Annotated in this window: 19 protein-coding genes and 2 tRNA genes; 11 read left to right on the plus strand and 10 right to left on the minus strand. The window is 62.9% G+C overall.

The window, feature by feature from the left end; genetic code table 11:
* Window positions 1-170 precede the first annotated feature (170 nt).
* Both AC0C6X_RS04390 and AC0C6X_RS04395 read left to right on the plus strand, forming a co-directional pair.
* Window positions 171-1,199 carry a hydroxyacid dehydrogenase gene (locus AC0C6X_RS04390; RefSeq protein ID WP_472952024.1) on the plus strand — a complete coding sequence of 343 codons (1,029 nt, stop codon included), beginning with the start codon at window positions 171-173 and terminating at the stop codon, window positions 1,197-1,199.
* Between the two features lie 152 nt (window positions 1,200-1,351).
* Window positions 1,352-3,358, plus strand: a complete 2,007-nt coding sequence (locus AC0C6X_RS04395; protein WP_472952025.1) for an adenylate/guanylate cyclase domain-containing protein — start codon at window positions 1,352-1,354, stop codon at window positions 3,356-3,358.
* A 6-nt stretch (window positions 3,359-3,364) separates the two neighbouring features.
* On the opposite strand, the gene AC0C6X_RS04400 is transcribed toward AC0C6X_RS04395, so the two are convergent.
* From AC0C6X_RS04400 to AC0C6X_RS04410, 3 genes are all read right to left on the minus strand, one after another.
* Window positions 3,365-4,321, minus strand: coding sequence for an adenylate/guanylate cyclase domain-containing protein (locus tag AC0C6X_RS04400; RefSeq protein WP_173515190.1), 957 nt, complete (start codon window positions 4,319-4,321; stop codon window positions 3,365-3,367).
* Window positions 4,322-4,601: 280 nt separating this feature from the next.
* Window positions 4,602-4,686 (minus strand) — tRNA-Leu (locus AC0C6X_RS04405).
* Window positions 4,687-4,763: 77 nt separating this feature from the next.
* Window positions 4,764-6,197 (minus strand): phosphomannomutase, encoded by a 1,434-nt coding sequence (locus AC0C6X_RS04410; RefSeq protein ID WP_472952026.1) that lies wholly within the window; start codon window positions 6,195-6,197, stop codon window positions 4,764-4,766.
* Window positions 6,198-6,412: 215 nt separating this feature from the next.
* On the opposite strand from AC0C6X_RS04410, the gene AC0C6X_RS04415 reads away from it, so the two are divergent.
* Together AC0C6X_RS04415 and AC0C6X_RS04420 are read left to right on the plus strand one after the other, a co-directional pair.
* Window positions 6,413-6,943 (plus strand): BA14K family protein, encoded by a 531-nt coding sequence (locus AC0C6X_RS04415; RefSeq protein WP_173515188.1) that lies wholly within the window; start codon window positions 6,413-6,415, stop codon window positions 6,941-6,943.
* A 180-nt stretch (window positions 6,944-7,123) separates the two neighbouring features.
* Window positions 7,124-7,882, plus strand: coding sequence for a hypothetical protein (locus AC0C6X_RS04420; protein WP_472952027.1), 759 nt, complete (start codon window positions 7,124-7,126; stop codon window positions 7,880-7,882).
* Here AC0C6X_RS04420 and AC0C6X_RS04425 read toward each other — a convergent pair whose 3' ends face one another.
* The gene (locus tag AC0C6X_RS04425; protein ID WP_173515186.1) at window positions 7,883-8,212 is read right to left on the minus strand and encodes a DUF6665 family protein; all 330 of its coding nucleotides are present in this window, start codon (window positions 8,210-8,212) and stop codon (window positions 7,883-7,885) included.
* 400 nt (window positions 8,213-8,612) lie between these two features.
* Between AC0C6X_RS04425 and AC0C6X_RS04430 the strand changes: the two genes are divergently transcribed.
* Entirely contained in the window at window positions 8,613-10,205 is a 1,593-nt protein-coding gene (locus AC0C6X_RS04430; RefSeq protein ID WP_472952029.1) for a hypothetical protein, read from the plus strand.
* An 87-nt stretch (window positions 10,206-10,292) separates the two neighbouring features.
* Here AC0C6X_RS04430 and rpsA read toward each other — a convergent pair whose 3' ends face one another.
* The 4 genes from rpsA to aroA form a co-directional block, all read right to left on the minus strand.
* Window positions 10,293-11,999 (minus strand): 30S ribosomal protein S1, encoded by a 1,707-nt coding sequence (gene rpsA, locus AC0C6X_RS04435; protein WP_246304235.1) that lies wholly within the window; start codon window positions 11,997-11,999, stop codon window positions 10,293-10,295.
* Window positions 12,000-12,164: 165 nt separating this feature from the next.
* Window positions 12,165-12,803, minus strand: coding sequence for a (d)CMP kinase (cmk, locus tag AC0C6X_RS04440; protein WP_173515184.1), 639 nt, complete (start codon window positions 12,801-12,803; stop codon window positions 12,165-12,167).
* Window positions 12,800-13,633 carry a hypothetical protein gene (locus tag AC0C6X_RS04445; protein ID WP_472952030.1) on the minus strand — a complete coding sequence of 278 codons (834 nt, stop codon included), beginning with the start codon at window positions 13,631-13,633 and terminating at the stop codon, window positions 12,800-12,802. Before AC0C6X_RS04445 ends, cmk begins: the two co-directional genes overlap by 4 nt.
* The gene (aroA, locus tag AC0C6X_RS04450) at window positions 13,630-14,976 is read right to left on the minus strand and encodes a 3-phosphoshikimate 1-carboxyvinyltransferase (RefSeq protein WP_472952031.1); all 1,347 of its coding nucleotides are present in this window, start codon (window positions 14,974-14,976) and stop codon (window positions 13,630-13,632) included. The genes AC0C6X_RS04445 and aroA overlap by 4 nt, the downstream gene beginning before the upstream one ends.
* Window positions 14,977-15,270: 294 nt before the next feature.
* On the opposite strand from aroA, the gene AC0C6X_RS04455 reads away from it, so the two are divergent.
* Both AC0C6X_RS04455 and AC0C6X_RS04460 read left to right on the plus strand, forming a co-directional pair.
* Entirely contained in the window at window positions 15,271-15,660 is a 390-nt protein-coding gene (locus tag AC0C6X_RS04455; protein ID WP_173515181.1) for a TIGR02300 family protein, read from the plus strand.
* 200 nt (window positions 15,661-15,860) lie between these two features.
* Window positions 15,861-15,936, plus strand: a tRNA-Ala gene (locus AC0C6X_RS04460).
* A 32-nt stretch (window positions 15,937-15,968) separates the two neighbouring features.
* Here AC0C6X_RS04460 and AC0C6X_RS04465 read toward each other — a convergent pair.
* A complete protein-coding gene (locus tag AC0C6X_RS04465) occupies window positions 15,969-16,283 on the minus strand; it encodes a hypothetical protein (RefSeq protein ID WP_247960307.1) in 315 nt (104 codons plus the stop codon).
* A 199-nt stretch (window positions 16,284-16,482) separates the two neighbouring features.
* Here AC0C6X_RS04465 and AC0C6X_RS04470 point away from each other — a divergent pair, with 199 nt between their 5' ends.
* Window positions 16,483-17,271 (plus strand): YdcF family protein, encoded by a 789-nt coding sequence (locus AC0C6X_RS04470; protein ID WP_247960378.1) that lies wholly within the window; start codon window positions 16,483-16,485, stop codon window positions 17,269-17,271.
* A 66-nt stretch (window positions 17,272-17,337) separates the two neighbouring features.
* Window positions 17,338-17,973 carry a trimeric intracellular cation channel family protein gene (locus AC0C6X_RS04475; RefSeq protein WP_472952033.1) on the plus strand — a complete coding sequence of 212 codons (636 nt, stop codon included), beginning with the start codon at window positions 17,338-17,340 and terminating at the stop codon, window positions 17,971-17,973.
* Between the two features lie 127 nt (window positions 17,974-18,100).
* Here the strand turns inward: AC0C6X_RS04475 and irrA are convergent, their stop codons facing one another.
* Entirely contained in the window at window positions 18,101-18,523 is a 423-nt protein-coding gene (irrA, locus tag AC0C6X_RS04480) for an iron response transcriptional regulator IrrA (protein ID WP_093234322.1), read from the minus strand.
* 322 nt (window positions 18,524-18,845) lie between these two features.
* Here irrA and fabA point away from each other — a divergent pair, with 322 nt between their 5' ends.
* Together fabA and fabB are read left to right on the plus strand one after the other, a co-directional pair.
* Window positions 18,846-19,361 (plus strand): 3-hydroxyacyl-[acyl-carrier-protein] dehydratase FabA, encoded by a 516-nt coding sequence (gene fabA, locus AC0C6X_RS04485; RefSeq protein ID WP_173515178.1) that lies wholly within the window; start codon window positions 18,846-18,848, stop codon window positions 19,359-19,361.
* 47 nt (window positions 19,362-19,408) lie between these two features.
* Window positions 19,409-20,632: a beta-ketoacyl-ACP synthase I gene (gene fabB, locus AC0C6X_RS04490; RefSeq protein WP_173515177.1), complete on the plus strand. Its 1,224-nt coding sequence runs from the start codon at window positions 19,409-19,411 to the stop codon at window positions 20,630-20,632.
* Window positions 20,633-20,636: the final 4 nt, after the last annotated feature.

Genomic DNA, 20,636 nt, shown 5'->3' on the forward strand with positions numbered 1-20,636 from the left:
ATCGGCCGCCACCCGCTCGTATGCTCCGCGACCCGACGGCCGCGGCTGCCTCCGCCGACGGCGCCGCGCATCCTACCAGACGCGCAATGGTCGCTCTAGCACTTTGAATTGCTGCGTGTTTTCATCCTTCAATCAGTTACGATCAAAGGAAACATGCAGTGGGAGGAACCATGTCCGATACGAAGCCGCTCGCCATCAGCGCACCCGCTCCGCGCACGCTCGACCTGATCTTCACGCCGGAGGCGTTGAAGGACCTCAATCGGCGCTACCGGATCGTCGAAGCCGATCCGGACGACATCGCCGGGCTCGGCGACGCTGTCTTGTCTGAAGCGCGTTACATCATCGGCCAGCCGCCGCTCGATCACGCCACGCTGCAGCGCATGGGCCAGCTCCGGGCGATCCTCAACGTCGAAAGCAACCTGATCAACAACATGCCCTACGAGGTGCTGTTCGAACGCGGCATCCACGTGGTGACCACCGGCCAGGTGTTTGCCGAGCCTGTCGCCGAACTCGGCCTCGCCATGGCGCTCAACATCGCCCGCGGCATCGTCGACGCCGACCTTGCCTTCCGCGAGGGCCGCGAACTCTGGGGCGGCGACGGCAACCGCTCGGCGCGGCTTCTCTCCGGCGCCGACATCGGCATCATCGGCTTCGGCGACCTCGGCAAGGCGCTGAACCGCGTGCTCTCCGGCTTTCGCGCCAGGATCCGCGTCTTCGACCCTTGGATGCCGGCTTCGATCCTTAGGGACAACGGCGTCGAGCCGGCATCGCTCGATACGGTCCTCGGCGACAGCGACTTCGTCTTCGTCGTCGCCGCGGTCACCAGCGAGAACGAAGGCTTCCTCGGTGAGAAGGCCTTTGCCCGTATGCGGCCGGGTGCCGCCTTCATCCTGCTCAGCCGCGCCGGCGTCGTCGACTTCGACGCACTGATGGCCGCCGTCGCACGCGGCCATATCGTGGCGGCCAGCGACGTCTTTCCGCAAGAGCCCCTGCCGCTCGACCATCCGGTCCGGCGCCTGCCGGGCTTCCTGCGTTCGGCCCATCGCGCCGGCGCGCTCGACAGCGCCTTCAAGAAGATGGGCGACATGGTGCTCGAGGACATGGACCTGATGGACCGCAACCTGCCGCCGATGCGCTGCAAGCGGGCCGAGCGGGAAACCGTCGCCCGCATGCGTTCGAAACCTGTCACGGTGAACTGAACCACCGATTTTTCGCAGTGCCTGCCGGCGGGGCGTGCATCCCGCCGATTAACGTGTTTTATGGGATTCGCATTTAACTTTCCTTGCACACACGACCGCCCTTGCACGTTAAGGTGGTCGCCGATTGATCGGTACGGAAGCAGAGATTCGCAATGACAGACACGGCGCGCGGCACTCGGCAAAGCAGGAAGCACGATGGCTGGAACAGCTCGTTGCGATCGCTGTTCAGCCTGGTCATGGTGGCGATGCTGATCGTCGTCTCCGCCACGCTCGTCGGGCTCGATTATCATCGCTCACGCAACGCCGCCATCGCCGACGCCGAAGCCAACATGCGGGGCTTCATGGGCCGCCTCGTCGACCGGCTGGGGGTTCTCTCGGGTGACACGACCGCCCTCGTCAATCTCGTTTCCTCGGTCGCCAACTCCTTCCTGGTACCACCGCCGGAACGCATGAACGACAAGGTCGCGGTCCTGCGCGAAGGCATCACCCGCTCGCCGCACATCGACGGGGTCTATGTCGGCTATCCCAACGGCGCCTTCTTCCACGTGGTCGACCTCAAGCAGATCGCCTGGCGCATGGCGCTCGACGCGCCGCGGGGTGCCGCCATTGCCGTGCGCTCGATGGAAAAGGATGCAAGCGGCACGTCCCTCCAGCGCGTGCTCTTCCTCGACAAGGACGGCATGCAATTCTCCGAACGGCAATTGCCGCCCACCGGCTTCGATCCGCGGACCCGTCCGTGGTACCGCGCCGCGGTCAACGGAACGGCCGCGGTTTCGACAGGCCCCTACGAAAGCGCCACGACCGAAACGCCCGGGATGACGATCTCGCAGGCACATCGCGGCAATCCGAAGATCGTCATCGGCGCCGATGTCGTACTCGACACGATCACCGATTTCCTCGCCCGCGAACGGCTGACCGCCGGCTCGGTTTCCTTCATCCTCGATTCCGTCGGGCGCCCGATCATCCATTCGGACCGCGTGACGATGCGACGCATCATGGCGGCGAAGGACAAGGATGGCCCGATCGTGCAGGCCGAGAGCGACCCGCTGATCCAGAGCATTCGCCTCAAGCCGCCGGCGCCCGGCAAGGCCGATTTCGTCGAGGTCGGAGACCGAACCTATCTCGTCATGGTGACGCCGCTCGAATCCGCACTGCTTCTCTCCGGCAACCGCGCCGTGGTGGCGGCACCGCTCGACGAGTTGATGGCCGAGGCCAACCAGACGCTCGTGCAAGGTCTCGCGATTTCCGGCTCGGTCGTCGCGCTCGCGGTTCTCGCCTCGCTGATGCTCGCGCATTTGATCACCAAGGGGCTCAACCAACTGACCGCCAGCGCCAACCGGCTGCAGGATCTCGACTTCACGACGCCCATCGACGTTTCGTCGCATGTCAGCGAAATCTCCACGCTCGGCGGCGCCATGAACCGGGCGCGCGATGCGATCTTCACCTTCGCGCTCTACGTGCCCAAGGAACTGGTGCGCAAAGGCATCGAATCGGGCCAGTTCAGCGGCCGCTCCGCCTGGCGGCAGGAGGTAACGGCACTCTTCACCGACATCTACGATTTCACCACGCTCAGCGAAAAATATCCGCCGGAAGAGGTCGTGGCGATGCTGTCGGAGTATTTCGACATCTTCAGCGAGACGGTGGGAGAGCACGAGGGAACGATCATCCAGTTCCTCGGCGATTCGGTGTTCGCCATGTGGAACGCGCCGGCCCCGGACGAAAAGCATGCCGAACATGCCTGTCGTTGTGCGCTGGCGGTCGAGGAGCGCCTCAGCGCCTTCAACGAAACCCAGCGCAGGAAAGGGTTGCCGGAGTTTCGCACCCGTTTCGGCATTCACACCGGCACCGCCGTCGTCGGCAATGTCGGCGCCAAGGAGCGGCTACAATATACGGCGATGGGCGACACGGTGAACGTTGCCTCCCGCCTTGAGGGCATGAACAAGAACTACGATACGACGATCATGGCGAGTGGCGCCGTCGTCGCCCAGGCCGGCACCGCGATCCGCTTCCGGCCGCTGGGCTCGGCACAGGCGAAGGGTCGCGCCTCCGCGCTGGAGATCTATGAGGTGCTCGGCGCCGAACCGGAAGAAATGGCACCCGTGGGCACTCCGCCGATCAGCCCGGAAGAGGCCGAGGGCGGTTCTCGCGAAAGCACGTAACGTTCCTCATGGCCCGATGCTGCGGCGCTGGCGGGTCACCCAGCGGATACCGGCGACGACGGCAAAGGCGAGCAGCGGCCAAACGGCCCAGAACACGCCGCGCCACGTCAGCAGGTTGATGGCAAGGATCACCAGCCCGGCAAGGGCCAGCACGCCGATGCCGCGATCGACCCACGGATTTGCCTTGAGCCAGGCGAGGCCCGACAGGGTGCCGAACCCGAGCAGTGGCCAAGCGGACCAGAACGCACCATTCCAGGTAAGGAGGTTCAGCGCGACCAGTCCTGCGACGATGACAGCGAGCACGGGAAGAGATCCTCGCTTGGCCGCCGCAACTGCCCCCTCGACACCCTTTGCCTCCGTCCCGGATCGGTCGGGATCTCCGCTCGCTTGGCCAGCGGAGCGTCCGAGGGCCTGAACGCCGGGCGCCGGGCGTGCCTCGGCCGTGCCGATGCGCACCGCGTAGCTCGGCACGCCGCCATCGATGTTCTTCACTTCAAGCGGTCCCAGAAAATCAAAGCCGACGGCGACCTTGTTGCGCACCTGGTCGTAGACCGTGCTGGAGATGACGATGCCGCCGGCGGGTGCTGAGGCCTGCAGGCGCGCCGCGACATTGACGCCGTCTCCATAGAGGTCGTCTCCCTCGGCAATCACATCGCCAAGATTGATGCCGATGCGAAAGAGCATCTGTTCCTCGGCAGGGCACTTGGCGTTGCACCCCGCCAGTTCGTTCTGCACGTCGATCGCCGTCCGCACGGCTTCCACGACACTCGGGAACTCGGCGATCAGACCGTCACCCCAGGTGTTGACGACACGCCCCTCATGCGCCTCGATCAGCCGCGCCATGGCGTCGCGATAGCGCTTCAACGTGGCGAGCGTGCCCTCTTCGTCGGCACGCATCAGCCGAGTGTAGTCCTGGACATCCGCGGATAGGATTGTCGTCAGCTTGCGACGCGTCTCAGACATCGCCTTGTCCTCGCTTGAGTTCCGCCGGCACGGCGGACAATTGCATGGTACCGCGTTTGCACGGCCCGCACGCCTTGCGTTGCGGATAGAATATCAATGCTGACGGTCAAGGCTTCAAGGCGCGTTGCGCGAAAAGAGCGACGGCGTACAACCAATGTGAGGGAAAGAGAGTGCCGCTCGGCGGGAAACCAGTTCGACTTTCAACCAAATGCCAGAAACGAAAAAACCCCGTGTAACCGGGGTTTTTCAAAACCAAATCAAGGATTTGGCTTAGGGAATTTGGTGCCCAGAAGAGGACTCGAACCTCCACGCCTCGCGGCACAGGTACCTGAAACCTGCGCGTCTACCAATTCCGCCATCTGGGCGACGAGCGGGGGTGTAAAAGGCCAGAGCTGAAGTGTCAACAGGCTTTTTGAAGTTTTCGTGTCGGATTGCAAAAAACTCAGTTCGACGCGGTTTCAGCCCACCGACGGATTGTGGATAGACCTCTTGAGAGCAGCGCTTCGGCAGCCTCCGACGACTCCGCCTCGACGTAGCATCGCATCTCCGGCGCATTTCCCGAAGGCCGGAAATGGATGATCCGGCCATCGTCGAGCGTCAGCCTCAGTCCATCGATGTCGCTGACGGCAGAGACGCCGCCGATCGGCGACAGGAACTCCACAAGATTTGACTCGTCTCCGCGCAGATAAGCCATCAGCCGGGTGCTTGTTTCGACCGGGAAGTTTTCGAGCCTATCGCTGAGCGCCACAGGCAACCGGTAGGAAGCAGCGAGCGCGGATAGCGAAAGCTTGGCTTCGCCCGCGGCGGCAAGTGCGGCAACGATCGGGAGAAAGCTGTCGCGCGTTGGCAAAGCCTCGAGTGTAGCGCCGTTGACGACGAACGGGCTCGCGGTCAACGTGCCGCCATTGGCCTCGAAGCCGGCGACCTTCTGCGCCCCCTCTTTCAGCGCCTGCTGCATGCCGGCGATGACGAAGGGCGAGCCGACGCGGGTGCGCAGAACCGAGAGCCCTTCCCTGCCCTCCAAGCCGGAATTCGAGGTGACCGGAGTGACGGCAAGTCTGGCACCGAGGAAGCCGCACGCCATCAGGCCCAGCAGGTCGCCACGCATGGGCAGCCCGTTTTCGTCGGCGACCAAGGGCCGGTCGCCGTCGCCATCCGCGGACACGATCGCATCCAGGCGATGTTCGCGAGCCCAATCCCGAAGCCGCTCGATCGTCTCCGCCGAAACCGCCTCGGTATCGACCGGAACGAAGTGTTCCGAGCGCCCAAGGGCCACGACATCGGCACCAAAGTCAGCCAGCAGTTCGGCGATCAGGTCGCGGGCGACGGTGCTGTGCTGGTAGACACCGACCTTGAGGCCGGACAGCGCACCGGCCGGCAGCAATTGCCGATTCCTTTCCATGAAGAGCGCGGCAGCCGGGGCCGCGTAATCCTCGCCGGTCCCGGCATCGGCGACCGGGGCGATCTGGTTCGCAATACCGTCGGCGATGCGGCTGATCGCAACCTCGTCCTGCTTGTCGATCTCGCCGTCCGGGCGATAGAACTTGATGCCGTTGCGATCGGCCGGAATATGCGAGCCGGTGATCATCAGCCCCGCCGCCTTGTTGGCGAGACCGTAAAGCGCCAGCGCAGGGGTCGGCACCGTGCCGCAATCGAAAACGCGCAGCCCCTCGCGCGACAGGGCAGCGGCGCAAACGGCCGCGATCTCAGGGCTCGAATCGCGAAAATCGCGGGCGATCAGGATGGGATCGCCGGGCCTGCTGTGCCCTGCCGCCATCAGGTGCCGGGCAAAGGCGGTCGCATAGCGGGCGGAGGGCTCTCCCTTCAGTTCCTCGGAGAGGCCGCGCAAACCACTGGTGCCAAACTTCAATTGCATCGCGTACCTCGTTGAAACGGGAATTGGTCATGAAAGAACCGCAGTCACACGGCCGAAGCATCGGCGCATCATGCTGCGGGGGGATGAGCGAACAGAAATCCAGTAGTTCCAGTAGCGACCCGCGACTTCCGCCGCCATGAATAAACCAAGAAAAACAAACGTAATAGAGGCCGGGACAAAAGCGGAAGGCATGGCCTTCTGAAAGTGAGGACAAAATGACGGGATTTCGCAATTTCGTTATCGGCTGCAGTTTGGCCGCCACCTCCCTGATCACCCCCATCGGGCCCGTTCAGGCAATGCCTATCCAGGCGCCCGATCTCCAGATCAAGGCACAGAGCGACGTCCAGAATGTGTACCACCGGCGCCACTGGCGCGGCGGTTGGGGCCATGGATGGGGTTCCGGCTGGGGACCCTACTACCGTCACGGTTGGGGCGGACCGTACTATGGCTCGGGGCTGAGCTTCTACTTCGGCTCCGGCGGCTACTATGGTGGTGGTTATTATGGCGGCTACTACCCCCGCTATGGCTACTACCCGCGCTACGGTTACTACCCGCGCTATGGTTACTACCGCGGCTACTACCCGCGCCGCTACTACGGCGGTAACTACTACTATCGCGACCGATACGTGCGCGGCGGCTCACATGTGAGCTGGTGCATGTCGCGCTACCGCTCCTACGATCCGGCAACCAACCGGTTCCTAAGTTACGGTGGAACCTACAGGGTCTGCTACTCGCCTTACCGATAGGCGAAACCTCGGCAACGCCGCGTGAGGGCGATTGCGGCTCACGCGTGTCTCCGTGCGCGATCGCGGAGACAACTGCGTGTGCCAGACCCGCCCCGATTTGTGGGAGACCACGGTTAAACCGTCATTAACCGCAACGACCTAACTTTCGGAAAGCTCCACGATGCTGTCCGGGGATGAAACATGCTGCTTCCGACCCAGCAATCGATCGCCACCGCAACGACCAGCTTGGTCGGCTCGATCGTCAAGGACATCGAAAAGCGGCAGGCGGAAGAAGAAGAAAAGGCCAGAGGTGCCAAGGACGACAAGGTTCTGAAGGCGCAGGTCCAGTCCGATGGCGCCCGCAAGGCGGCCAACGACAAGATCAACGCCCATTTCTTCGATCGCACCCAGAACGACCCCAACAGCAATCGCGCGGCTCTCATTCGCCAGGTCGGTGAGTTCTTCGACCTCGACCGCGAGACGTTCAAATCCGACGCCGCCTTCGCCAGAGCGCTCGAAAACGAGATCAAGGCCCTGGATCCCAGCGATATCGCCAAGGTCGAGAGGCAGCTTGGGCTGGATAAGCTCGGCGTCTCCCTCACCGAACTGACGGAGGCGCTCAAGAACCCGGGCGGCCGGGAAAACGAGACGTTGAAGGCGGCGCTTGGAGAGACGAGCAGCAATGGGTCCCAAAGCCAGGCACAGGCTGCCAAGGCGGCGGATCGGCTGAAGAGCGCAGCGGAATCCGGGTCGCTCGAGGAAGCCCAGGTCGACAGCCTGCGCAACGATCCCACCCGCAGCACCGACAAGCAGTCGCTGGTCGAACAGAACGAGCAGTTACGCGCACTCCGCCTCAAGGATGAACTGAAGAATGTCGCCGAGCGCCGCGAAACCGAGCTGCAATCTTTGGTCCGCTTCGATGAGAACGGCCTGTACAGCCTGACGGCGCAGAGCTTCTGACTATTTCCTGCGCACGATCCCCAGCCGCGCCATGACCTCCTTGGGGATGCCGTAGCGGCGAACGGCATCGCGGCTGTCACGCAGCCCGCAGATCTCGCGCTGGATGAAGAAGGCCCAAACGGCATCGGCAGCTTCGTCGAGAAGCCGCTCGCGCAGATCCGGAGCCACCTCCGCCTTTAGCTCCGACAGCGCGTCAAGTGCCTTTTCCACCTTCAACCCGTGCCGGCCGAGCGCATCGGCGCGCTCGGACATGAGTTCATATTCGAGCACGTTGAAGGCGCCGGTGGTCGAGAAGGTCGGGCCAAGGGCTTTTGGGGGACGAACGGTCATCCGGAACTCCTCAGAAGTGCTGAAGATGGCGCTGTTGACGCCCACAGGCAAGGGCGGTCGACCGCTGCAGCCATCGAAACATGGTTAAGAATTCATAAACCTCTTTCACCTAACCTCGGACATCATGCCGATTCCCCATCCGCGACGTTGTCGCGGTCGTCCGGCCATTGGCCTGCTGCATGTTTCTTCAAGAACATGCAGCAACCCAAAGAGCGACAGCGACCTTTGCGCGTCTCACAGGACGCGCGGCGCTGTAGACGCGCATGAGGCGCCGACCCGTAAGTGACGAAGAAAACAGTTCGCACGCGAGCCGGAAATCGGCCCGTGTCCAGGCGTGCAACCGCGTTTCGTCGGCCAACGACGATTGGTCAACCCGAGGTCAAGCGAGATGGAGACCAGAATGCTGATACCCATCCAGACGGGCCGAGCGGCGGCCACCTCCGCAGAAGACACGAGCACCAAAGCGCAGCAGCCGTCAGCGCTGTTGCCCGCCTTGCAGCGCGGCGAAGCCATACAAAAGATTCTGGACGCGCTGACCCGACATCTCTCGGGCCGCGAAATCCTCTCCAAGGACGCGCTGGTGCGGCTGATGGAGGACCTGGCGCGCATCCTGAAGTTTCCGCCCCTGCCGCAGGAAGGCGGGCGGGATTTCGTTCGCCGCCTCGTGGCCTTCCTCGAATCGATGCCTGCCTCCGATCGGCTGCTGCTCGAACGCCAGCTCGGCGGGCGCAGCCTCGCCGTCCGGGTCGGCTTGCTTGCAGAACTGCCGGCGATCCGCAATGGGACGAGCGCGCCGGGCAGCACCGCCACGTCGATGCCCGCCCAGGTGCGCGACGTCATCCTGCGCAACCCCTCTCTCCAGCCGGCCATGCCTCTCAACCCGGTTGCTGCACGCATGCCGGTCGCCGGCGAGGTCGCGCTGCTGCAAACAGTACTGCGCAAGACCTTTGGCGTCGGCGACGACACCGACGTGCGCGACCCCCGGGGCGATGAGCCGGACCAGACCGGAACGACAGAGGCACCCTCGAAAGGCCGAAACGCAGCACCGGTTGAGCGAAGCGAAACGCGTGCGACAGGCAAGCCCACGTCCGCGGAAGGCACGCCGGTCGAAAACGCCGCCGCCCTGCTCGCAGGCGAAGTCGAGGAAACACCTCCGCAAACGGCCTCCGGGGCCGAGCCTGAGCAAACCGTCCCATCGGCCGGTGCCGGGCATGTCGAAAGCGAGGCGTCCGCCAGCGAGACCACGGCGGCGCTGGCCGAGGCCGATGCGACGGCCGAATCCGCCGAAGACGCGGATCCGGATGGCACCTATGGGCCGATGCCGGATGCCGATGAGGAGAATGGCGTCAAGACAGCAACGGCGGCCGGACGCGGCAATCCCGAGACCCGGCCGGTGCGGGTGCTTTTCGAGGCAATCAAGACGCTCATTCGCGACAGCGTCACCCCGCCCGGAAGCACTGCCGGCACCGAGACCAAGCCGGTGGCCGAGCACGCCGACGGAACGGATGCGCCGGCGCCAGTTCCGGCAAAGGACGCCGCACCGGCACGCGAGATCAAGGATGCGTCCCGCTCGCGCGAGGCGCCGGATGGCGGCAACGCCTTGCCGTCCTTGCTCGACGAGCAGGCGGAGGACGCAAAGGCCACTCAGCGCACGCCTGCGGACACGCTGCCGCAGCGCGTAACCGACGAACAGACGATGCGGCAGGTCATCGCCAGGCTGGTCGAAAACGGCCTGCCGCGCGAAGCCATCCCCTTTGCCATGATCCCCTACCCGCCGGCCGCCAGGGATGCGGCGGAAACCGAAAACCTTAGCCATGAAATGCCTGGCGGATCGGAAGACGAAACACCGGACGAAGAGCAGGGCGCAGAAGAGGGCGACGACCACGATCAAGCGGACGGGGCGGAACCAACTGACGAGGCCGCGCTCGACCACAGGGCGGCAGAAGCATCCGACGCCTACGATCTTTATCGCAGGCTCGGCGGCCTCGGCTGAGAGTCCAAACCGAACAAGCATTCGGCCAAAGAAAAACCCGCGGAGATCGCTCTCCGCGGGTTTTCCAGTTCAGATGTCAGGCAACGATTACTCGTTGTTCTGGCGGTTCTTCAGAGCCGCGCCGAGGATGTCGCCGAGCGAAGCGCCCGAGTCGGACGAACCGAACTGAGCAACGGCTTCCTTCTCTTCGGCGATTTCCAGAGCCTTGATGGACAGCTGGATCTTGCGGTCCTTCTTGGAGAAGTTGGTGACGCGCGCGTCGACAACCTGACCAACCGAGAAACGCTCCGGACGCTGTTCGTCACGGTCACGCGCGAGGTCAGCGCGGCGGATGAACGAGGTGATGTCTTCGTGGTTGACGAGCTTCACTTCGATGCCGCCATCGTTGATCGCGATGACTTCAGCCGAAACAACGGCGTTCTTGCGCAGTTCGCCGGAAGCGGCGGCGTCGCCGACCGAGTCCTTGCCGAGCTGCTTGATGCCGAGCGAGATGCGCTCCTTCTCGACGTCGACGTCGAGAACAACAGCGCGAACGACGTCGCCCTTGTTGTACTCTTCGATGACCTGCTCGCCCGGACGGTTCCAGTCGAGGTCGGAAAGGTGGACCATGCCGTCGACATCGCCGTCGAGGCCGATGAACAGACCGAATTCGGTCTTGTTCTTGACTTCGCCTTCGACTTCGGTGCCAGCCGGATGGCTATGCGCGAATGCCTGCCACGGGTTCTCGAGCGTCTGCTTGAGGCCGAGCGAGATACGACGCTTGGTCGGATCGACTTCGAGAACGACGACGTCGACTTCCTGGCTCGTGGACAGGATCTTGCCGGGGTGTACGTTCTTCTTGGTCCAGGACATTTCGGAGATGTGGATCAGGCCTTCGATGCCCGGCTCCAGCTCGACGAACGCACCGTAGTCGGTGATGTTCGTGACGGTACCGGAGATCTTCTTGCCGACCGGGTACTTCGCACCGATGCCATCCCACGGATCCGACTCGAGCTGCTTCATGCCGAGCGAGATGCGGTGGGTTTCCTGGTTGATGCGGATGATCTGAACCTTGACCTGCTGGCCGATGTTCAGGATCTCCGACGGATGGTTCACGCGGCGCCATGCCATGTCGGTGACATGGAGCAGACCGTCGATGCCGCCGAGGTCGACGAACGCACCGTAATCGGTGATGTTCTTGACGACGCCTTCGACAACCTGGCCTTCTTCGAGGTTCTGAACGATTTCAGAACGCTGCTCGGCGCGAGACTCTTCGAGAACCGTACGACGCGATACGACGATGTTGCCGCGGCGCTTGTCCATCTTGAGGATTTCGAAGGGCTGCGGGTTGTGCATCAGCGGGGTGACGTCGCGGATCGGACGGATGTCGACTTGGCTGCGCGGCAGGAAGGCAACGGCGCCGTCGAGATCGACGGTGAAGCCGCCCTTGACCTGGTTGAAGATGATGCCTTCGACGCGTTCGCCGGCTTCGAACTTCACTTCCAGGCGCTGCCAGCTCTCTTCGCGGCGGGCCTTTTCGCGCGACAGAACGGCTTCGCCGAGCGCGTTTTCGATGCGCTCAACATAGACTTCGACTTCGTCGCCGACCTTGAGCGAGCCGTCCTTGGCCTTCGCGCCGAATTCCTTCAGAGCGATGCGGCCTTCGACCTTCAGACCGACGTCGACAACGGCGACGTCCTTTTCGATGGCCGTAACGATGCCCTTGGCAACATAGCCTTCGGCGAGATCGGTCTTCGCGAAGGATTCTTCGAGAAGGGCGGCGAAATCGTCACGGGTGGGATTGGTAGCAGACATGAAATCTCCTGCATGCATCTCGTTCGAGACGCACATGCGCCGGGGGCTGGTGTTGAACAGGCCTGAACCCAGTCCGCTCCATTTGAAGGAGCAATCCGGCGCGTGGACGGAATTTCAGGCTATGCAAGAGGAGCGATCCTGACAGCGTCGGAGATAGGCTCTTCTTCAGATCTTCTTCATCAGCGCCGCGTCGATCAAAGTCTTCGCGGCCTGAAACGCCGCCTCTATACTCATTTCGGACGTATCAAGCAAGTGCGCGTCGTCGGCAGGCCGCAAAGGACTGTCGGCGCGGCCCATATCGCGTTCGTCGCGCTTCTTCACGTCCTCGAAGATGGCCGCATAGTCAGCCTGTTGGCCGTTGCCGACGATCTCGTCATAACGCCGCTTCGCCCGCACTTCCGGCGAGGCGGTGACATAGAGCTTTACCGGCGCATCGGGGCAGACGACCGTGCCGATGTCGCGGCCGTCGAGAACGGTTCCGGGCTCGCGCAGCGAAAAGGCGCGCTGCGCCTCGACCAGCGCCCGCCGCACCGCCGGCATGACCGCGATCTTCGACGCTGCCTCGCCGATCGCATGGGCGGAAAGGACTGAGCGGTCGAGCCCGGCGAGCTCGACCTCGCGCGCCATCTTCTCGGCCACCGCCTCGTCGTCGAGCGGCAGGCCCGCATCCAGCAGCGCCTTGGCGGTGGCCCGATAGGTCAGCCCCGTATCGAGATGGTGAAAGCCGTATTCCTCGGCGATCCTTCGCGAGAGCGTGCCCTTGCCGGCCGCAGCCGGCCCGTCGATGGCGATGGTGAACGTCATTTTCCAACCTGCATATGTATATGGTCGTCGTGCCTGGCGGCCCTGCAACCCTGAAACCTAATGGACTCGGCCTCAACGCCAAGTCTTTGCGCCAGATGCGGCTCCACGAATATCTTCTCGATACCGAAGCTACTCCCCTCACCGGAGAGCCAGCGGAGCGCCTCCCTGGTCCGGCCTTCCTCCAGCGGCAAGGACCGCCACAACGACTGCAAGAAGTCCAAGTCCCACCGCAAGGTCAAGAGGTCTTCGCGATCCCGGCATGGAAGAATGCTTCCCGGGCGCGGCTGCTCGAAGGCGAAATAGCCGACCGGCGAACGGGTCGCCGTATCCAGGTAGTTGCCAGCGGCATCCTGATAGAAGAACGCGATATCGAGCTTCCGGCCATCCGAATGGGAGAGATGCGGAAACAACGGAAATCCATTGAAGAAGGGAAAATTGGCATCCAGCGCCAAGGTCGTCGTTCCGGGAAATGCCTGCCCCATATGCCGCGACAGGGCAGAGGCCGCTTCCCTCAGTTCCGGAACGACATATTGACGGTTCAGGACACAGAATAAAGGCGACTGCATCTTGAGCCGCGACGTGCCGTCGTCGAAACAGGGCAGCGGAACCCGGCCGAAGATCGGTGCCACGGCATGGCTAAGCGCGCTTCCCGCAGCATAGAGACCCAGAAAGAGTGCAAGAAACACGGGAATGCCTGCTCTTCTTCGGCGCGTAAGACCAAGAGCAACAAGCCAGACAAGGCCGCCGAGCTGCGTCAGCAGCGTCAGGAGGACGACGACTGCAATTGTCAGCAGCCATTTGAGCTTTGCTGCCGGCGTCGTCGGCTTCACGCGATCTCTGCCCCCAGCCCTGTCATCAGATCCGTGAACCCCGGAAAGCTCGTCGCAATCATCGACACATCATCGACCTGAACCGGGTGCTCCGAGGCAAGCCCCAGGACAAGGAAGCTCATGGCGATGCGATGATCGAGATGGGTCTTCACGACCGCGCCTGAAGCAGCGCCTAGTCCTTTGCCGCCAGGACGGCCGCGGACAACAAGCGAGGATTTGCCCTCATCGCAATCGACACCGCTGAGTTTCAGGCCCGCGGCGATGGCGGCGAGGCGATCGGACTCCTTCACGCGCAGCTCATCGAGGCCCCTCATGACGGTCGCGCCTTCGGCAAGGGCGGCGGCAACAGCGAGAACAGGATACTCGTCGATCATCGAGGCCGCACGCTCTTCGGGCACCGTGACACCCTTCAGTTCGGAATGGCGCACCCTCAGATCCGCCACGTCTTCTCCGCCGGCCTGCCGGATGTCGATCACCTCGATGTCGGCACCCATCTCCTGCAAGGTCAGGATCAGGCCGGTGCGGGTCGGGTTCATCAGCACGCTGCGGATCGTGATGTCGGAGCCCGGAACGACCAGTGCCGCAACCAGCGGGAATGCCGCCGAGGACGGGTCGCCCGGCACCTCGATCTCCTGGCCGACGAGCCGGCCACGACCTTCGAGCCGGATGGTGCGGACGCCGGCGGCATCGGTCTCCACCGAGAGTTCGGCGCCGAATCCGCGGAGCATGCGTTCCGTGTGGTCGCGGGTCAGCACCGGCTCGATGACGGTGGTGATGCCCGGCGCATCGAGACCGGCGAGCAGCACCGCCGATTTCACCTGGGCGGATGCGACCGGCACCCGATAGGTGATCGGCGTCGGCGTCTTCGGTCCGCGAAGTATCACCGGCAGACGATCACCGGCAGCCGCCTTTACCTGCACGCCCATCTCGCGCAAGGGGTCGAGCACGCGCGCCATCGGCCGCCGGCCGAGCGAGGAATCACCGATGAACGTCGTTTCGAAATCATAGACGCCGGCGAGACCCATGATGAGCCGGCAACCCGTGCCGGCATTGCCGAAATCGAGCGGCGCTTCCGGCGCAAGCAACGCGCCGTTGCCGACGCCGTTGACGATCCAGGTGTCGCCGTCCTTGCGGATCCCGGCGCCCATGGCCCGCATCGCATGGCCCGTGGCGATCACGTCGTCACCTTCGAGCAGGCCGGTAACGCGCGTCTCGCCAGCGGCAAGGGCACCCAGCATCAAAGACCGATGCGAAATCGACTTGTCCCCGGGAATGCGGGTCGACCCCTTGAGGCCGTCGGATTTGCGGGCGGTGGCGGGGCTTTGGCCCAATCCTTGCGACATGCAGTATCCTCGAAACATGCAAGACAGTATCGCGCGCTCGAAGGCCCGCCAAAGTCGCGGCAGCACATGAACGGCTGCCCGCTTTTATTCTTAGATCGATAGGATTGAAGAAAACAATGCAGCGCGTAAGGCATCCTTGCGGGCCGGCGCCAAGGCGCTTGCAAGTTTTGTCTTTGACAGATGCTGTCAAGATGATTATGGGGACCGGCTAATCATCATAAGCTTGATACCCTTTCCACCCGCCGGTTTTTCCGGCAAGCGCCGGCACGGCCGGCCATTCAAGAGGCTTTGACTGTGGCAAAACCGGAACTTGGAACAAAGCGCATCGACCCGGAAACGGGGCGCAAATTCTACGATCTGAACCGTGATCCGATCGTTTCGCCTTACACCGGCAAGTCCTACCCGCTGTCCTTCTTCGAAGAAAGCTCGGTCGCCAAGGTGCTCGAGAAGGAAGAAGAAGAAGACGTCACGGAAGTCGATGCGGAGAACACCGAAGTCGAACTCGTTTCGCTCGAGGATGCCGATGATGAGGCAGCGGGCGGCGACGACCTGCCGGATCTCGGCGACGACGATGTCGAAATCGACGGTGACGACGACGACACCTTCCTCGAAACCGACGAGGACGAAGACGACGACGACATGAGCGGTCTCATCGGCGTTTCCGACGACGAAGAAGACGTCTAAGCGCTTCAAATGACATAGGAATGCTCCCGTCCTCGGCCTTTACGGCCCGGACGGGAGAAAATCGGCCCGGACTGCAAATAAATCCACAGGCCACGCATTTTTCGGCTTGCCATCCTCAAAAAGGGGAAGTAATAAGCCGCCACTCGCCGGGCACAACAGCCCGACGAACTTCCCGGACCGGTCTAGCCGGAACCCGATATGGGGCTATAGCTCAGCTGGGAGAGCGCTTGCATGGCATGCAAGAGGTCAGCGGTTCGATCCCGCTTAGCTCCACCAAACTTCTCCTTCGATTGAACGTTCTTGGACCTTCAAGGTCCCTCGCTGCCCCCCAATTCGTCCAGCGAGTCCAGGATCATGGTCAGCAGCCGGATGATGTCGGCCGACTCGAGCAGGGCGTTGCGGATTTCGCGTTCCGACCGGTTCGGCACGGAAGCGGCAATGTCGAGCAGGACATTGGTGACATCGGGCGCTTCGGTGTTCGGTTCCATGCCCGTCTGTTCGCGCATGCAGCGGATCAACGCCACTGCGCCTTCGAGCAGCTGTTGTGCCTGTAATGGGGTGAGCTCATGGACCTCATTGGCGGCACGAAACAACTGGGATCTGAAGCCCGATATCGTGGTCATCTCCCGGATGATACTCCTTTCGGGTTCAAATGAAAGTGGTGGCCGCAGCCATCCGTGCAACGTTCGGATGAGCATGTTACGCGCGCGACCTTCTGCGAACGCGACCGCCGATCCGCACAGTCACACATCGGTACGGCCCGGGCCCGCTCCGATGCGCGTTTATGATTTGTTAAGCATCGAAACGCAGAAGCTGATGCCCATGTTCCTGATCTCGAAAATCTTCTGGCTGGTGGCGCAGCCGCTGTCGTTCTCGTTCTTCACAGTCTTTGCCGGACTGCTGGCGACAGCCGCGGGCTTGCGCCGCGCCGGTATTGTCTTTTGCGGCCTCGGCGCGCTGGTACTCTTTGTTTCGCTATTTACCACTGCCGGCCCCTATGCCCTGCAAGCGCTGGAGGATCGCTTTCCCCGCCCGGCGCCACCTGCCTCGCTCTCCTGCATCATCGTGCTCGGCGGCGCCTTCGAGAACGAAGTGATGGCAGGCCGCGGCGGCACGGAGTTCAACCAGGCGGCGGACCGTTTCATCGAGACCCTGGCGCTCGCCAAGCGCTATCCCGAGGCGCGTATTCTCGTGTCCGGCGGCGACGGCTCGTTCAGCGGCGCCTATGCCGGAGATGCCGAGGCGTCGGAAGGCTTCCTCGCGGCGTTCGACGCCGGCGGCGAGCGGCTGATTCGCGAAGTGCAATCGCGCACGACCTTCGAGAACGCCCGCAACACCAAGGAATTGCTGGAGGCGAAAGGGCTTTCGAACTGCGCGCTCGTTACCTCCGCCTTCCACATGCCGCGTTCGGTCGCGCTCTTCCGCGCCCTCGATATCCCCGTCATTCCCTGGCCGACGGATTACCGCACCAGCGGCAAGCTTGGCCTCGGCTTCGACTTCACCCAGCCGTCGCTCAACGCCCAATTGACGACGACGGCGGTGCGCGAATGGATCGGGCTCATCGGCTACTCCCTCGCGGGCCGGACAGCCTCGATCCTGCCGGCGCCCTGAGAGTTGACGCCGGGGCACGAGACAGCCAGCTTCAAGGAGAACCGCCGATTCTAGTCCGGAGCGCCCATGCCGATCCTCGAAATCCTCGACTATGCCGGTGTCGCCGTCTTTGCAGCGACCGGAGCGTTGTCGGCGTCACGCAAGCAGCTCGATATCATCGGCTATCTCTTCCTCGCCTCGGTGACCGGCATCGGCGGCGGCACCATGCGCGACGTCGTTTTGGGCGCGACTCCGGTCTTCTGGGTTACCAATCCGACCTATCTGCTGGTCTGCGCCACGGTGGCGGCCATCCTCTTCTTCACCGCCCATCTCTTCGACTCGCGCTACCGGGTCCTCGTATGGCTCGATGCGATCGGCCTTGCGGCCTACTGCGTCATGGGTGCTGCGAAGGGATTTGCGGCTACGGGTTCTGCGGGTGTCGCGCTCGTTACCGGCATGCTGACGGCCACCTTCGGCGGCATCCTGCGCGATCTGCTCGCCGGAGAGCCTTCGGTGCTGCTCAGGCCGGAAGTCTATGTCACCGCCGCATTGATCGGCGCTGGCGCCTTCGTTCTGGCGACGATGGCCGGCTTGCCGCTTACGGCGGCATCGACGCTCGGCGTGATTTCGGCCTTCATCGTGCGCGGCGGCGCGCTCAAATACGGCTGGACGCTGCCGACGGGCAAGGCGCTGCCGGGCCGAGATCCGGACGATGTGATGTGACTTGGGGCACGATCGACACGAAGGCCGAGCGATCAACTTATCTTGAAGATCGCCCTGCGGGCCAGTTTGAAGCTATGCCGTTCCGGACGGAATACCGCTTCACATTTTTCCCGCAACTGCGCCGATGTCAGCGGCCGTTCTTGCGACGCAGACGGATCACCACGTCGACATGCGAAATCTCCATGCCCTCGGGCGGCTCCGGGAGATTGTCGATCTGGATGTTGCTGACGGGGATATCGAGAACCTCGTTCTGACCCTCGACGAAGAAGTGATGATGATCCGACACGTTGGTGTCGAAATAGGTCTTGGCACTTTCGACCGCCAGGACACGGATCATGCCGGCTTCGGTGAACTGGTGCAGCGTGTTGTAGACGGTTGCCAGCGAAACCGGCACCCCGGCCATCACGGCTTCTTCGTGCAATTCCTCGACGGTCAGATGGCGATCACCCTTGGCAAAGATCAAATCGGCGAGGGCAACGCGCTGACGGGTCGGACGGAGGCCTGAGTGGCGCAGCCTTTCTTCCGAACTCACTTCTGTTGCTTTCGTCATAAAGGGTCGTTCCATGTATCCCGGCGAAATTCACAATACTTCCGTTGCGATATAACTTTTGCGCCCCGCGCTTTCAATAGATTCTCATCCAGACATGCGTTGCAAAGCCTGAAAAACCGGTCAAACTCGGGGAAGGTTGGCAATTAACTCTGGTCGCGCCCACATTGATCCTGTAAGCGACGGCGGAACGAAAATGCCATCTGAGGCGGCGGTGACCGGGCCGGAAACGAGAAGATCCGGGTTCCCCGCGCTTCATTTCAAGCCGAACTTGCTCTAAAGCAGATCGGATAACACGTTAAGTCATTCGGGGAAGCACCTATTCATGACCACCAGACAATCCAGCTTCAGCTACGAGGAAATCCTGGCCTGCGGCCGTGGCGAGCTGTTTGGCCCCGGCAACGCGCAACTGCCGCTGCCGCCGATGCTGATGGTTCATCGCATCACCGAGATTTCCGAAACGGGCGGCGCCTTCGACAAGGGCTTCATCCGCGCCGAATACGACGTGCGTCCCGACGACTGGTACTTCCCCTGCCACTTCCAGGGCAACCCGATCATGCCGGGCTGCCTCGGCCTCGACGGCATGTGGCAATTGACGGGCTTCTTCCTGGGCTGGCTCGGCGAGCCCGGCCGCGGCATGGCGCTCTCGACGGGCGAAGTGAAATTCAAGGGCATGGTTCGCCCCGAAACCAAGCTGCTGCAGTACGGCATCGACTTCAAGCGCGTCATGCGCGGCCGGCTCGTACTCGGCACTGCCGACGGCTGGCTGAAGGCCGATGGCGAGACTATCTATCAGGCAACCGACCTGCGTGTCGGGCTGTCGAAGGATAAGGCCGAGTAAGGACCAGGCCTGCCTGCACCGAACGAAATAAAGAAAAGGTCAGTATCATGAGACGGGTTGTTGTCACGGGCCTCGGCATCGTTTCCTCGATCGGAAACAACGCCGACGAAGTCACGGCGTCGCTGCGCGATGCAAAGTCGGGCATCACGTTTTCTCCCGATTTCGCGGAAAACGGCTTCAAGTGCCAGGTCTGGGGCGCTCCGTCGCTCGACCCGACCGAGCTCGTCGACCGCCGCGCCATGCGCTTCCTGTCGCAGGGCGGCGCGTGGAACCACGTGGCGATGAAGCAGGCAATCGCCGACTCCGGCCTCGAAGAGTCGGTCGTTGCCCGCAACGAGCGCACCGGCATCATCATGGGCTCGGGCGGCCCGTCCACCCGTACGATCGTCGACGCCGCCGACATCACGCGCAAGAACGTCAGCCCGAAGCGCATCGGCCCGTTCGCCGTTCCGAAGGCCATGTCGTCCACGGCTTCCGCAACGCTCGCGACCTGGTTCCAGATCCACGGCGTCAACTACTCGATCTCTTCGGCCTGCTCGACCTCGGCGCACTGCATCGGCAATGCGGCCGAGATGATCCAGTGGGGCAAGCAGGACGTGATGTTTGCCGGCGGCCACGAGGATCTCGACTGGACCATGTCGAACCTCTTCGACGCCATGGGTGCCATGTCCTCGAAATACAACGAGACGCCGGCGACGGCTTCGCGCGCCTATGACGTCAACCGCGACGGCTTCGTCATTGCCGGCGGCGCAGGCGTTCTCGTGCTCGAAGAACTCGAGCACGCCAAGGCCCGCGGCGCCAAGATTTATGCCGAAATCGTCGGCTATGGTGCGACCTCTGACGGTTACGATATGGTGGCCCCTTCGGGCGAGGGTGCGATCCGCTGCATGCGCCAGGCGCTTTCGACGGTGAAGGGCGACGTCGACTACATCAACACCCACGGCACCTCGACTCCGGTTGGCGACAGCAAGGAGATCGGCGCGATCCGCGAAGTGTTCGGCAGCAAGATGCCGCACATCCAGTCGACGAAGTCGCTGACCGGCCACTCGCTGGGTGCTGCCGGCGTGCAGGAATCCATCTACGGCCTCTTGATGATGCAGGCCGGCTTTATCGGCGAAAGCGCGCATATCAGCGAACTCGACCCCGAATTCGAGGGCGTTCCGATCGTTCGCAAACGCATCGACAACGCCAAGATCGATACGGTTCTCTCGAACTCGTTCGGCTTCGGCGGCACCAATGCCACGCTCGTTTTCCAGCGCTACAACGGATAACACG

This window comes from Ensifer sp. VA4, assembly GCF_055710065.1.